The organism is Bacillus sp. BR3(2024), assembly GCF_039134555.1.
In the GTDB taxonomy this organism is placed as follows: Bacteria; Bacillota; Bacilli; order Bacillales; family Bacillaceae_G; genus Bacillus_A; species Bacillus_A cereus.
The window spans coordinates 2,602,328-2,614,939 of the sequence record NZ_CP152433.1 but is presented as its reverse complement, the minus strand read 5'-3'; the positions used below and the strand labels follow the sequence as shown (position 1 = coordinate 2,614,939).

The window sequence follows — 12,612 nt, the reverse complement described above, 5'->3', positions numbered from 1 at the left end:
TCATGGGAGGGACAACTGTTATGATGAAAAAAAGCGCATGTATATTGTTTAGTTTATGCTTAGGTTTCAGTATGACAGCGTGTGAACAGAGAAAAGAAGTGAAAAACCAAACAGCAACTTCTTCTACTGTGATGGAAAGGCAACAGAAAGAGTCTATCAATATAAATCATTTCTCGAGTATAAATGAAGGAATGACTTATACAGAAGTGAAAGATTTAATTGGTTTTGAAGGAGATTTACTTATAGAAGAAGGGGTAGAGCATTCTACACAAATTAAACAAATTTTTGCTTGGAAAGGGAACGATCCAAATTCATTTGTTGAAATTACCTTTTTAGATGGAAGAGTGCATTCAAAAGCACAGCAAGGTATAAGTTAATAAGCTAAAAAATGGGAGAGTTTAGCATGAACATACACACAGGGGAAATTCAATTAGCTCCGTATAAGGAGAAATATAAAGAAGTTATACAAACATTTACTTTACCAAGTGAACAAGTTCAGTTTACATCAGATCCAAGCGCATTACTGGAGAAAGCAAAAAGTGATTATACAAAAAATGTGATTGTTATTTTAGATCACAATGGGGTACCGGTGGGTCTTTTCGCATTGGAAACGGAAGATAGAGTAAAGGAGTTCACAGATAATGAGGATGCTTTACTTTTAACGTCATTTTCTATTAATCACAATAGACAAAGAAAAGGATTCGCTAAAAAGTCATTGTTATTATTAGAAGAGTTTGTAAAACGTTATTTTCCAATAAAAAATGAAGTTGTACTTGCTGTGAATGAAAGAAATATTCCTGCACAAAATTTATATGCAAAAGTTGGTTTCCAAGATAAAGGTTTTAGAAGAATGGGACCAATTGGCCAACAAATAATAATGCATTTACCTATAATGAAATAATGAGATAGAAAACTTACTCTTGAATATTCAAGTAGTAGGTTTTTTTATTTTAACAATATATAATATATGTATATAAAATGAAACAGGAATGAAGGATATAAAAAATGAATCAAGATAGAAAATGGAATATCGTTGGACGAAGAGTGATTAAAACTGGGATTGCAGTTTTTCTTACAGTGTTAGTTTGTGATTTTTTTAACATCCCAACTATTTTTGCTGTAATAACAGCAATTATTACAATTGAACCAACTGCAACAGACTCAATAAAAAAAGGACTTATTCGCTTTCCGGCCTCAACAATTGGATCGGCATATGCCATGACTTTCACATTTTTCCTAGGCCACCAAGCAATTTCTTATGCATTAGCTGCAATGTTTACGATCGTTACATGTCAAAAACTAAGGTTACATGCGGGAACTTTAGTTGCAACTTTAACTGCCGTAGCAATGATTCCAATTACGGCAAATCATTATTTTACTGCATTTTTAATTCGTTTAGCTACTACATCTACTGGTATTATAGTATCTACTTTAGTGAATTTTTTCATTTTTCCACCCCACTACACGAAAATGATTTTTGGATGTACAGAGGATCTATTTGCTAAAACAGCAAATATTATGGAAGAATGGATTCCTGCATTAGTTGCAGGAAAAGGTGTGAAAAAGGAGACTGCTCAGGATTTATCTAAATTGACTTTATTATTGCATAAGGCGATACAATTTGTTCAATATGAGCAGAAAGATTGGAAATATCATCAACATACAAAGAAGGAAATGAGAAGCTTTTTAACGATGCAGAAGCAACTTCATATATTACAGCAAATCATTTACCATATAGATAATTTAGCTCGGGTATCAATTGAGACTTGTGACTGGTCACAAAGTGAAAGAGAAATATTACAACGAACAATTCATTCTATAATTGCTATATTGAGAAACCGTTGTAATGAAATTGATGAGGAACATTTCAAACTTATTGCTGAATTAGACAAGCAATTTTGGAGTTATAAAAATGATTTAAAAGATTATAAACCAAATCATTATCATCACCATTTTTCAAGTGAATCTATTATTTTATTTGAGGTATTATCTATTCATGATATGTTAGAAGAATTAAAACAAATATCCGAGAAATATGAGTGGGAAAACCGATTCAATTGATAAGTTCATTTTACTGTGGGGGGGGATAATATGACACTTTATATTGCATTACTAAGAGGAATCAATGTCGGTGGCCATAAAGTAATCAAAATGGCTGATTTAAAACGAGTGTTTGAATCAATAGGGTTAAAACAAGTGAAAACATATATACAAAGTGGTAATATTGTGTTCGAATCTGAGGAAGGTATAAACTTTCTAAAGGACCAAATACAATCTGAAATAAAAAAAGAATTTGATTTCGATGTTCCAGTCATGCTAAGAACACATGATGAATTTATAAATATTATTAAACAATGTCCATATGAAGTTCATTCATTGTTAGAAGGAGAAAGTGTTCATATTGCTTTTTTAGCTAATGTACTTTCTGAAGAAGAGAGTAGTCAATTGCTTACATTTAAAAGTGAACTTGAAGATTGCTATATAGATGAGAAGGTCGTTTATTTATTTTTCAAAAATAGCATTCGAAATTCTAAATTAATGAACCAGTTTCAGAAGTTAAATACACCAGCTACAGTTAGGAATTGGCGGACTGTGAATAAATTAAAAGCAATTGTAGAGAGTATGTAAATATAAAAAGATGAGGTTTTCTACATGTAGAAAACCTCATCTTTTTACTTATATTGTTTTGCAACTATGAGTTCGACAATAGGATAAATAAAGAATGAAGAGCAAATTGCGATGAACAGGGGGAGGTTTTTTACTCCATCTAAATTAGCCCCCATAGAAAATCCTTCGGAGAAGATTAATAAAAGGAACATTACAACTACAAGCACAAAATACGCAATTTTAAAGCTTTTATATGTAATTTGTTGTCCCATCTCATCTTGACTTTCTTCTGACACACCGTGGGGATCTCCCCAAGTAATGTGATTAATTAAATTACTAAGTATTAACGAAATAGCAAAAATCGTACCACCTAAAATAGAACCTTCAGTTATGTATTTATATGTGCCATGTACTAGTATTGCAATTAATGCTAAAACAATGATTATAAAAATAGTTTTTTTAGTATTCAATAAATAATTGCCCCCTCGATTGTAAAAAACTCTTTACAAATATAAGTATAAAATTGGAAAAGTGTCATGTCAAATACTTTTTACACACAATATGTAAGTATGCAATATTTTGTTTTTATGATAAATAAAAAATTACAATACATTTGAATGTAAAAGAATGGGCTCGCATATATTTGGAAGGGATGTCAGATTAATTTAGGGGGTAGTTATGTCTATACTTTTAAAAGCTGGTGCAGATGCAGGAAACAACGGTTTGAAGTTAATGGTGAAAGGGCAAGACCCTATTTTTATTCCGAGTATTTATTCTTTATATATAGGTGAGCCTACAGGACTCTTAGATGAGGTAGATGTTTCATTATCTGAATTAGAAAACCACATTGATGTGACTATAAGTTCGCCATCGTTAATGCTAAATAATGTACGATACATCGTTGGAGAAAAAGTTATTCAAGATCAATTAAAAGGTACTGAGGTAGAGAAGAAATCGAATAAGTCAACGGATGAGTTAATGGTTATTACAATACTATCAGGTTTGGCGGTAAGCGCTATGCGTCAAAGTCCAACTTCTAGCCATATTAATATTCGTTATGATTTATCTGTCGCTCTTCCTATGCAGCTTATTACACAAGAAATAGCTGCTGAAAATGCAAAACGTTATATGGGAAATCATAAGGTTATTTTCCATTATCCGAACGGACGCGATGTGACAATTAATGTTTCAATTGAGTATTGTAAATGCCTGCCTGAGGGCGCTTCTGGTACGTGGGGCATTGTATACGATGAAGAAGGAAATGTTGTGAAACATAAAATAGAATGTGAGCAAAATCAAGTTTCTGAAATTGATTTTGTAGATAAAACTCTACTCTCTTTTGATATTGGTGCAGGGACGACAGAAGAAGTCGTTTCATTAGGGGTGAATTTCCGTCCGCAACTAAGTAAAGGTTTATCTTATGGTGTAAAAGAGACGTTACTACAAATCATTACGAGATGGAACCGGAAGTATCCAACTAAAACGATTGATAGTATTACAGAATTCAATCAAATTTATTTAAATGATAAGCATCCGAGAAATACCTTATTAGTTGAGGAATCACAGCCAGCGCTATTAGGTTTAGCAGCACGTGTTGCAACAGATATTATAAATAAAATTGATGATATGAAAGACGATCCATACGTGTTTATTTATGGCGGGGGTGCAGTAATTATTAAAAACAGTTTAAAAATGATTTTAAAGCAAAAAGGACGACTCAAAAATGTAATCTTTGTAGATAATCCGTTATTTACAAATGCACGAGGATTATTAGTTTATACTTGTTCGCCAAAATATAGAGAGCATAAGCAAAAAGAGTTAGGATTTACAAACTTAACGATAAGTTAGTTGGTGGAAGTATGCGATCTAGGCGATATAAACGTGGTGATCGAGTAAAAATCAATATTCATAAATCGGTATCACCTGAAATGCTTGCGTGGCTGAATAAACAATCAAATCCAACTAATTTCTTCTTTTTTGCTGCGCAGCAACTATTTAAACAAGTTGGAGATATTGACGTTTCAAAAGCTTTACCAAGCAGCCATGTTTTCTCATTATATGTGGAGCCTTCATCCTTATTAAAAGTCGAAGTAAACCCTTTTAAAAACATGACACTAGACACAAATACATCCACCGAAAATGCAAAAAAAAAATTATGGGAATCTGTTGATCAATTAGATTGTCCATTTTTTTAAACATAGAAAAATATAAAAAGTCCCCATCACTATACATACGAATACAGTGATGGGTTTTTGTTTGTAACTAGAAGGGGGCACAATTTGTGCCCCCTTCCATTAGTTATTTATCTAAATTTTAGATGTATGTTTAGAAACAGCGTTAATTATGTTTTCCCAGTCATCTGGATGGTTTTCATGGCCTGCCCCTTTAAGAGTTAATAGTACTGAGTTTGGAATTTCATCAATTAGTGCGAGGCCATGTTCAAATGGGAGTGCTGTATCGTCTGTTCCGTGAATAACCAATGTTGGTGCTTGTATGGAGTGAAGTACACCTTCATATGCATCATCACCTTGAAGTAAAGCGTGATTAAACATACTTAATAAATTGTTTGCGCGTTCTATTTCTTGTTTTACTTGTGTATAAACTCTATTTTCATCAAATATTCGTTCTGATCCACATAATAGACGGGATCCTGAAACTAAATACTCTGTCACATCATTTTTATTTGTCCAATCTATACTTGTGCCATTTACATGATGTGTTAAAATCCTTTCATCCATTGGGGGTAAATCGCGAGTATTATTATCAGATCCTATTACACTAGTCGCTAGTAAAGTTAGCGTCAAAATTCTTTCGGGATGTTTTACAGCGGCAATTTGAGCAATCATACCACCTAATGACATACCAAAAAGATGGGCTTTATCAATATGATAAGCGTCTAATACCCCGATTGCATCTTCAGCCATATCTGTTACTGAATAATTTGAAGTGCCAGGTTCATATGTAACAGAGCGTCCAACATCGCGATTATCAAAGCGAATAACAAATTTTCCTGTGTTCGCCAACTGTTCACAAAATTCTTCATCCCAATATATCATTGAACAAGTAGCTCCCATAATTAATAAAATAGCGGGATCATTAGAGTTACCGAAGCTTTCTGTACATATATCAATACCGTTTATTTTAAATATCTTTTCACTCATAAAGTTAGCCCCATTTCTTTTGAATTTAATTAATAATACAGTTTTGAATAATTCTAAGATGTGTGTAAGATTCTTTTTGAAATTCATCCCGCTATTTGCCGGGCAGTAAGAGCCCGGTTGGTGAGGAATGATTAAAGTTTCACTTTATAATGCTTTTTGCATAATTACCCCCAAAAATAAGTATATGGTAATTCAAGGCAAAAAATTTTGAGAAATAATTGTATGTTATTAAAATAAACAGCAAGGAGGAGAGGAGAGGAAATGAAAGCAATCGTTATTGATCGATATGGCAGTGTTGAAGAATTGAAAGAAAGACAAGTTTTAAAACCGGTTGTTAAGAATAATGAGGTATTAATACGTATTTATGCAACATCTGTTAATCCAGTTGATTGGAAAATAAGAAAAGGTGACTTACAAGAACAGTTACGCTTTTCATTTCCAATCACTTTAGGATTAGATGTAGCTGGAGTTATTGAAGAAGTTGGAGAAGATGTAGAGTGTTTCAATATAGGAGATAAAGTGTTTACGAAACCTGAAAATATAGGAAGCGGATCTTATGCTGAATTCATTGCAGTACAATTAGATTTAGTATCACATATGCCTAATAATATTAGTTACGAAGAAGCAGCTTCTATTCCTCTTGCAGGACTTACAGCGTGGCAAAGTCTTGTAGATTACGCAAAAATAAAAGAGAATGACCGTGTATTCATTCATGCTGGAGCTGGTGGCGTTGGAAGTTTGGCAATCCAAATCGCAAAATCATTTGGAGCTTTTGTTGCCACGACTGCTAGTAGTAAAAATAAAGAATTTTTACAGTCTTTAGGAGCGGATCTCGTTATTGATTATAAAAAAGATAAATTTGAAGAACTAGTATCAGATTTTGATATTGTGTTAGATACAATAGGTGGCGAAGTGCAAGAAAAAAGTTTTCGAATTATTAAACCTGGTGGTGTTCTAGTTTCCATTGTTCATGAACCACTACAAAAAGTAGAAGGAATAAAATCAGGATTTTTATGGCTAAAACCAAATGGAAAACAATTAGAAGAATTATCAGCTTTAATTGTAAACGGAAAAATCAAACCAATCATAAGTAAAGTGGTGCCATTTAATGAAGCAGGAGTTCGAGAAGCTCATATTTTGAGTGAAGGACAACATGTTAGAGGAAAGATTGTAGTTAAAGTGGAATGATAATAAAGATTACAGCTTATAGAGTAACTAGATTTGAATAACGAAAAAGCTCAACAATAGATAATATCCCATACTATACATTTTCATTTGCGGGTATTATTTATTGTTGGCTAATGTGATATTGCTTCTAACAAATACTTTTTCGTATTGTATCATGTAATTTCTCTAATCCAATTTCCATATCTTTCTCGTTTAACATTGAATAGCTAATTCTTAATTGGTTATCATTTGTTTCGTAGTTTAATAGACAAGCTGTTCCTGGTAAAAAAGAGACATCTACTTCATTTGCTTTTTGTAATAAGGTAAAGGGATCTATCGAATCAGGCAGTGTCACCCATAAATTAAAACCTCCATTTGGTATTTCAAAGTGTAGTTCTTTTAATGGCGATAATATATCAATTGTTAAATCACGTCTCATTTGTAAAGCTGTACGTAATTTTTCTAAATGGTTTTTCATACGTTCTGCACGTAAAAACGGTAGAAGTGCCTTTTGTGTTAATAAAGGACTACCGATATCCATTGAACCTTTTACTGCATATAGCCATTCAAAAATAGGACCATCGGCAATAAGTGCCGCGATACGCAGTCCTGGTGCTAACGTTTTACTAAATCCTTTTATATATATTACGTGGCCATCCTTATCAAAACTTTTGATTGGGGGCGGGACTATAGCATCCTCAAAATATATTTCTCCGAAAGAATCATCTTCAATAATAAAAAATTGATATAGCTCCGCTAGTTCTATAAGTTCCATTCTTCGTTCTTTACTCATTACTGTACCTGTCGGATTCTGAAAGGTGGGATTCGTATACAATAAAACGGGATTTTTACTTTGACAAATATCATCAATTAAGTCGGAGCGAACTCCATGATTATCAAGAGAAACGGGAATGATTTGAACACCTTTATTGATGAAAACATCAAGCGCGGCACTGTAACATGGACTTTCTACTAATACGATATCTCCAGGTTTTAATAATGTTTGAGCAATTAAATCAATTCCTTGTTGTGCTCCGCTTGTAATTAATAATTGAGATGGGTCTGTCACTAAATTCTGGTGTTCATATAAGTAATTTACTATTTCAACTCGCAATTCATAATCGCCTTGAACTGGCCCATAAGTTGCTAACAACATCGGATTTTTATCCAGCAATTTATGCATTTCGTCTGCCAAAAATGGATTTGGTAACAGACGGGGATACAGAATTGCTTGTGAAAAATCATAATATTTACGGTGTTTATTCATTGCATATTGAGAACGCATAACATTAATAGATCTTGATTGTTGCCATTTATACGGTATCGGTTTGAAATCTTTCTTTACACGTTTATATATGTAAGCACCTTTTCCTTGTTCGATGCGTATATACCCTTTCGTTTCTAACTGTTTATAAGCTTTACGAACAGTTAATACATTGATTTGTAAATCTGTGGCCATACAACGTAAAGAAGGAAGGGATTCACCATGTGAAAGCATACCACTTTGTACTCTTTCAACAATTTGCATATATATTTGCTTGTAATACGGTATGTTTGATTCTTTACGCAATACAATCTTCATAGGTTCACCTATTTTTCTTTTTAATTTAATTAAAGTGGAAAATATATAGGGAATCAACTACAACTTGAAGTAACTGTTATATGTACCGATACACTGTTATACACCATAGCCTCTATACTCATTTTAAGAGTAAAAAGGAGGAAGTAAAATGGTCATTTTTAATTACATTTTAGTATGTATTATTTTCGGGACAACATTTTTAACGATTAAAATTGGAATTGAAGCAGGAGCGCCACCGTTGTTTTCAGCAGGAATTCGTTTCTTTTTAGCGGGTATAATCCTTATGATTATTTTTAAATTAAAGCGAAAAGAAATTATGCCACATATATTTTCAAAACGTATTATGTATGCTGGATTTTGTTTAACATTTATGACATTCGCAAGTTTATATTGGTCAGAACAATATATTTCTTCGGGATTAGCTGCTGTTCTTTCTGCTACGGGACCAATGATGATTTTATTAATACAAGCAAAGAGGAATAGGGAGAAATTACAAAAGGAACAACTCGTTGCTTTAGTTATTGCACTAATAGGTGTTATATTTGTTTCTTTACCAGGAATGCATCAACAAGTAAGTTTCATATGGAGTATTGCTTGTATTGTTTTAGTTATAGGGGAGCTATTTTACGGAATAGGCTCTATTCGTTCGAAAGAAATACTGTCAGATTTATCAAATGTATCACCATTTCTTATTAACGGTATTCAAATGTTTTATGGAGGGATTTTACTACTAATCGCATCTATTATTGTAGAACAACCAAATGTAACCGTATTAACTTCATGGAGTGTGCAATGGCCTATTTTATATCTCATATTTATCGGATCGATTGGTGGACACGGATTATATTACTGGCTCTTATCAAAAACAAATCCAATATTTCCATCGACGTGGTTATATGTATCACCATTAATTGCAATAATTGTGGGATATATCATTTTAGGAGAGCCTTTAAATCCTACAATGGGAATGGGGGCTTGTCTTATATTGATTGGTGTATTTTTGGCCAATCGTTCAACACTACGGACTTATTTCAAAAAAGGGCGGTTATTAGAGAAGGAGATGTAGTTTAATAAAGCAACAGCCCTGTATATTACAGGACTGATAAAATCAAAAACACAGTTGGAAAAATAACCAACTGTGTTTTTGATAATTAATTCACTTTTTTAATAAAGCCTTTATAATGACGTTTTACAAGCTGGCTTTCTAACGTCTTCATAGTTTCTAGTGCTACACCGACAATGATAAGTAAGCTTGTACCACCAATTTGAGCAGAAGGTGGTAACGTAGCAATTTTCGTGAATACGAGCGGTAATATAGAAATAGCACCTAAGAAAATTGCACCGATAAATGTTAAACGGTATAGAATTTTAGTTACATATTGTTCAGTTGCTTTACCAGGACGAATACCAGGAACATATCCATTTTGCTTTTTCAAATTCTCAGCCATTTGTTCAGGATTTACTTGAATAAATGCGTAGAAGTATGTGAAAGCAACGATAAGACCGACATAAAGTGTCATTCCAATTGGATGTGCGAAATCAAGATTTGCAACTAACCATTTTGATACGCTTGAATCAGGGAAAAGTTGCGCAATTGTACGCGGCGTCATTAAAAATGCAGAAGCAAAGATAACTGGTATAACACCAGCACTATTTACTTTAAGCGGTAAATGAGTGTTTTTTGCTCCTTGATATTGAGTGTTTCCTGAAACAGCTTTTGCATATTGGATCGGTATTTTACGTACAGCTTGTTGAATGTAAATAACACCAACAACTATCGCTAAAATTACGAGTCCAATTAAAACAATTTTTATTATGTGCATAAATAGCTGATCGCCAGCATTTTGGAATTGTTGTAAATAAATTTGATTTGCAACATTTGGAATCGCGGCAACGAGACCTGCGAAGATAATCATCGAAATACCATTACCAACTCCGTTAGCGGTAATTTGTTCGCCTAACCAAAGTAAAAATGCAGTACCTGCAGTTAAAACTGTCGCAATAAATAAGTATGTAGTCCAGCTTTGATCTGTTATTAATTGTCCACCTGCTATATTATTAAAGCCATAAGACATTCCGATGGCCTGTATGAATGCGAGAATGATTGTAAAGTATCGAGTGAATTGAGCTGATTTCTTACGGCCCATTTCTCCTTGCTTTGCCCATTCCGAAAACTTAGGTATAACATCCATTTGTAGTAATTGTACTATGATGGAAGCTGTAATATATGGTGTAATACCTACAGCAAAGATTGAGAAATGTTGCAATGCTCCTCCACCAAATACGTTTAACATACCTAGAACGTTAGCTTGATCTTGTACTTTTAATACCTCTGCGTTAGTATGAGGAACTGGAATAAACGTGCCAATTCGAAAAACGATTAACATCGCTAGTGTAAAAAGGATTTTCCTTCTTATCTCAGCTACTCTCATGAAATTTGAAATCGTACGAAACATTATGTCGCCTCCTATATTTTTATCAGTAAAAAACTGATTATTATACCCTATGAAGTAACCACAAACCTCCTTCCGCACTAAATTCATTTGACAAATGGATTTTCATACACTTTGTAGTTTTCACGGATATAAAAATATAAGGTGTTATATAAGCGACCTATACACTTTACGTAATCATTCAATACCCATAATATATCGAATAAATTAACAAATGTACATACATACGCATTAAAAATGAATAAATAGGGTCATTTTTTACATTTATTTAATGATAAATTGATAGGACATTATTATTCAAGATTGTTATACATGTTATAAAAATAAAAGCGAGCCATTATGATTTATAACTAATATTCATTCAAATGTGTCAGCTAATAGCGTCTCCCAATCTTTAAAGGATAATTTATCAGTTATATGTTTTAGTGCGTTAGGTACAACAATATGACAAATAAGTTCTAAGCTATTACCATCTGGATCAATAAAATAAACAGATGCATTACCTTGATGTGGACGGACAAAGGGTTCAATAGATTCATTACTCCCAAACGGAACAGCTTTAATTTGAAGTGAGTGTAACCAATGTAATGATTCTTTTAAATCCTCATAGGAAACTCTAAATGCAATATGACGTAAAGAAGGATGATATTTTGTTTCGTATTCAGAGCCCGCCCATAATCCTAGCCAACTTTTCCCTTCCTCAATCCAAAAGAATGCTGTTGATTCATCGCTCCAGGCTAACTTCAACCCTAGTTTTTCATAAAATTCGATAGATTGTTGTAAATTACTCACTGGTAAATGCGCTTCGTATATTCCTTTAATCAATTAAAATCCTCCACCTTTTTATTTTCTTACAATTAATATATCGATTTAAAAAGAATGTAAAATCAAATAAAAGTATGAAAGTACATACTACTTTAGTAGTAATAGTAATCAATTATATTTCAATTCAAATTCATCTCCCGCTGATTAAAGTTTCACTTTATATGATTAGAGAATTCTTTTTATTTAAGAAGGAATAAATGTTAAAGAAAGCTAATTAAACAGTGTACATATTTATAGGGGAGAAGATATAAATGAAAGTTGTTATAAAAAAATTACCACCATTAGAAGTAGCGTATATAAGACGAACTGGTAGCTACTTTGAACCGCAAGATCACTGGGGAAAGTTACTGAATTGGTCAATTGAAAATAAACTGTATCCACCAGAGCAATCATTTATCGGAATATCATTGGATAATCCTGAACTTGTTGCAAGTCATAAGTGCCGGCATGATGCATGTGTTACGATTCCTGAAAACTTCGATAAAGAAAAGTATCATGATGTGCAATTTAAAAAATTAGATGGAGGTACATATGGTCTATACCAGTTCTATGATGAACCTCATAAATTAAGTGAAGCGTATCAATACATGTATGTAGAGTGGCTACCAAATAGTGAGTATGATGCAGATTATGATAGAGATAATTTAGAGTTTTGCTTAAATAATGTTGCTGAAGATCTAGACGGAAAGTTAAAGGTTGATTTATTTGTGCCAATTAAAAAGATATAAAAAAACAAATAAGTTCATTTGTGGCTTTAAAATAAAATTGGAATAGTAGTGAAAGAAAAACTTTTTTTGAAGATAATATCTCTAGCGTA

At 32.8% G+C, this 12,612-nt stretch carries 14 protein-coding genes; 9 read left to right on the top strand and 5 right to left on the bottom strand.

Annotated features, from left to right (window positions below; translation table 11 throughout):
• Positions 1-20 precede the first annotated feature (20 nt).
• The 4 genes from V7S45_RS13465 to V7S45_RS13450 all read left to right on the top strand — a co-directional run bounded on the left by V7S45_RS13465 (position 21) and on the right by V7S45_RS13450 (position 2,628).
• Positions 21-377 (top strand): hypothetical protein, encoded by a 357-nt coding sequence (locus V7S45_RS13465; protein WP_000976446.1) that lies wholly within the window; start codon positions 21-23, stop codon positions 375-377.
• 11 nt (positions 378-388) lie between these two features.
• Positions 389-901, top strand: a complete 513-nt coding sequence (locus V7S45_RS13460) for a GNAT family N-acetyltransferase (RefSeq protein WP_342761903.1) — start codon at positions 389-391, stop codon at positions 899-901.
• Positions 902-1,005: 104 nt separating this feature from the next.
• On the top strand, positions 1,006-2,061 hold the full coding sequence (locus V7S45_RS13455) for an aromatic acid exporter family protein (RefSeq protein ID WP_025688723.1): 1,056 nt from the start codon (positions 1,006-1,008) through the stop codon (positions 2,059-2,061).
• Positions 2,062-2,091: 30 nt separating this feature from the next.
• Positions 2,092-2,628, top strand: a complete 537-nt coding sequence (locus V7S45_RS13450) for a DUF1697 domain-containing protein (RefSeq protein ID WP_088344307.1) — start codon at positions 2,092-2,094, stop codon at positions 2,626-2,628.
• Positions 2,629-2,672: 44 nt separating this feature from the next.
• Here V7S45_RS13450 and V7S45_RS13445 read toward each other — a convergent pair whose 3' ends face one another.
• On the bottom strand, positions 2,673-3,077 hold the full coding sequence (locus V7S45_RS13445; protein WP_001093141.1) for a hypothetical protein: 405 nt from the start codon (positions 3,075-3,077) through the stop codon (positions 2,673-2,675).
• 208 nt (positions 3,078-3,285) lie between these two features.
• Between V7S45_RS13445 and V7S45_RS13440 the strand changes: the two genes are divergently transcribed.
• Positions 3,286-4,455 carry a ParM/StbA family protein gene (locus V7S45_RS13440; protein ID WP_000025622.1) on the top strand — a complete coding sequence of 390 codons (1,170 nt, stop codon included), beginning with the start codon at positions 3,286-3,288 and terminating at the stop codon, positions 4,453-4,455.
• Between the two features lie 11 nt (positions 4,456-4,466).
• Complete coding sequence (locus tag V7S45_RS13435) at positions 4,467-4,802, top strand: hypothetical protein (protein WP_001257760.1); 336 nt, start codon at positions 4,467-4,469, stop codon at positions 4,800-4,802.
• Between the two features lie 111 nt (positions 4,803-4,913).
• Here the strand turns inward: V7S45_RS13435 and V7S45_RS13430 are convergent, their stop codons facing one another.
• Entirely contained in the window at positions 4,914-5,768 is an 855-nt protein-coding gene (locus V7S45_RS13430; RefSeq protein ID WP_342761902.1) for an alpha/beta hydrolase, read from the bottom strand.
• 261 nt (positions 5,769-6,029) lie between these two features.
• Here V7S45_RS13430 and V7S45_RS13425 point away from each other — a divergent pair, with 261 nt between their 5' ends.
• On the top strand, positions 6,030-6,956 hold the full coding sequence (locus V7S45_RS13425) for an NADP-dependent oxidoreductase (RefSeq protein WP_000644580.1): 927 nt from the start codon (positions 6,030-6,032) through the stop codon (positions 6,954-6,956).
• A gap of 127 nt (positions 6,957-7,083) precedes the next feature.
• Here the strand turns inward: V7S45_RS13425 and V7S45_RS13420 are convergent, their stop codons facing one another.
• A complete protein-coding gene (locus tag V7S45_RS13420) occupies positions 7,084-8,517 on the bottom strand; it encodes a PLP-dependent aminotransferase family protein (protein ID WP_088344313.1) in 1,434 nt (477 codons plus the stop codon).
• Positions 8,518-8,665: 148 nt separating this feature from the next.
• On the opposite strand from V7S45_RS13420, the gene V7S45_RS13415 reads away from it, so the two are divergent.
• Complete coding sequence (locus V7S45_RS13415; protein ID WP_088344315.1) at positions 8,666-9,583, top strand: EamA family transporter; 918 nt, start codon at positions 8,666-8,668, stop codon at positions 9,581-9,583.
• An 85-nt stretch (positions 9,584-9,668) separates the two neighbouring features.
• On the opposite strand, the gene secY is transcribed toward V7S45_RS13415, so the two are convergent.
• Both secY and V7S45_RS13405 read right to left on the bottom strand, forming a co-directional pair.
• Positions 9,669-10,973, bottom strand: coding sequence for a preprotein translocase subunit SecY (gene secY / locus V7S45_RS13410; protein WP_088344317.1), 1,305 nt, complete (start codon positions 10,971-10,973; stop codon positions 9,669-9,671).
• 354 nt (positions 10,974-11,327) lie between these two features.
• Positions 11,328-11,795, bottom strand: a complete 468-nt coding sequence (locus V7S45_RS13405; RefSeq protein WP_000589640.1) for a VOC family protein — start codon at positions 11,793-11,795, stop codon at positions 11,328-11,330.
• A 251-nt stretch (positions 11,796-12,046) separates the two neighbouring features.
• Between V7S45_RS13405 and V7S45_RS13400 the strand changes: the two genes are divergently transcribed.
• A complete protein-coding gene (locus tag V7S45_RS13400) occupies positions 12,047-12,523 on the top strand; it encodes a GyrI-like domain-containing protein (RefSeq protein ID WP_000869612.1) in 477 nt (158 codons plus the stop codon).
• The last annotated feature ends 89 nt before the right edge of the window (positions 12,524-12,612 follow it).

Bases quoted from the DNA above. Each gene is read 5' to 3' on its own strand.
- V7S45_RS13415 (WP_088344315.1), top strand. From the start codon at position 8,666: ATGGTCATTTTTAATTACATTTTAGTATGTATTATTTTCGGGACAACA.
- secY (WP_088344317.1), bottom strand. From the start codon at position 10,973: ATGTTTCGTACGATTTCAAATTTCATGAGAGTAGCTGAGATAAGAAGG.
- V7S45_RS13450 (WP_088344307.1), top strand. From the start codon at position 2,092: ATGACACTTTATATTGCATTACTAAGAGGAATCAATGTCGGTGGCCAT.
- V7S45_RS13420 (WP_088344313.1), bottom strand. From the start codon at position 8,517: ATGAAGATTGTATTGCGTAAAGAATCAAACATACCGTATTACAAGCAA.
- V7S45_RS13440 (WP_000025622.1), top strand. From the start codon at position 3,286: ATGTCTATACTTTTAAAAGCTGGTGCAGATGCAGGAAACAACGGTTTG.
- V7S45_RS13460 (WP_342761903.1), top strand. From the start codon at position 389: ATGGGAGAGTTTAGCATGAACATACACACAGGGGAAATTCAATTAGCT.
- V7S45_RS13400 (WP_000869612.1), top strand. From the start codon at position 12,047: ATGAAAGTTGTTATAAAAAAATTACCACCATTAGAAGTAGCGTATATA.
- V7S45_RS13455 (WP_025688723.1), top strand. From the start codon at position 1,006: ATGAATCAAGATAGAAAATGGAATATCGTTGGACGAAGAGTGATTAAA.
- V7S45_RS13430 (WP_342761902.1), bottom strand. From the start codon at position 5,768: ATGAGTGAAAAGATATTTAAAATAAACGGTATTGATATATGTACAGAA.
- V7S45_RS13465 (WP_000976446.1), top strand. From the start codon at position 21: ATGATGAAAAAAAGCGCATGTATATTGTTTAGTTTATGCTTAGGTTTC.
- V7S45_RS13425 (WP_000644580.1), top strand. From the start codon at position 6,030: ATGAAAGCAATCGTTATTGATCGATATGGCAGTGTTGAAGAATTGAAA.
- V7S45_RS13435 (WP_001257760.1), top strand. From the start codon at position 4,467: ATGCGATCTAGGCGATATAAACGTGGTGATCGAGTAAAAATCAATATT.